Here is a 550-nt window from a genome sequence, read left to right as displayed (position 1 = left end):
AGAAAAAGCCAAACACCCCGAAAAAGTGATTGGATTACATTATTTTAGCCCTGTAGATAAAATGCCTTTAGTGGAGGTGATCCCTCATCAGCAGACAGATGCTCAAACTATTGCAACGGCGGTCGCTTTAGCTAAAAAGCAGGGTAAAACAGCAATAGTCGTTGGTGATGACGCGGGGTTCTATGTTAACCGCATTTTAGCGCCTTATCTATGTGAAGCGGCTGAGTGTTTAATGCATGGCGAGTCAATTGAACATATTGATAGCGCGTTAGTCGATTTTGGGTTTCCTGTAGGGCCATTCAATCTGTTAGACGAAGTGGGTATTGATGTAGGGACAAAAATTCTTCCTATACTCGTCGAGCGTTTTGGAGAGCGTTTTATGGCTCCTGAACTTTTAGATAAAGTGAATAAAGATGGTCGTAAAGGTAAGAAAAATGGTAAAGGTTTTTATTTGTATGAGCATCAAGCGTCATCTAAGTTATTCTTTTGGAAAAAGGCTCATAAGCGCCAAGTTGATAAGAGCCTTTATTCATTAGTGGGTATTCATCCA

The 550-nt window shown here is 40.5% G+C and carries 1 protein-coding gene; it reads left to right on the top strand.

Annotation, left to right across the window (positions count from 1 at the left end):
- On the top strand, positions 1 to 550 hold a 550-nt coding region (locus ABN217_RS20100; protein ID WP_349459983.1), incomplete at both ends, for a 3-hydroxyacyl-CoA dehydrogenase family protein.

The organism is Proteus sp. fly-1067, from assembly GCF_040139345.1.
GTDB lineage: Bacteria > Pseudomonadota > Gammaproteobacteria > Enterobacterales > Enterobacteriaceae > Proteus > Proteus vulgaris_B.
The sequence above is the reverse complement of the archived record's forward strand: the minus strand, read 5'-3'. Positions and strand labels throughout refer to the sequence as shown.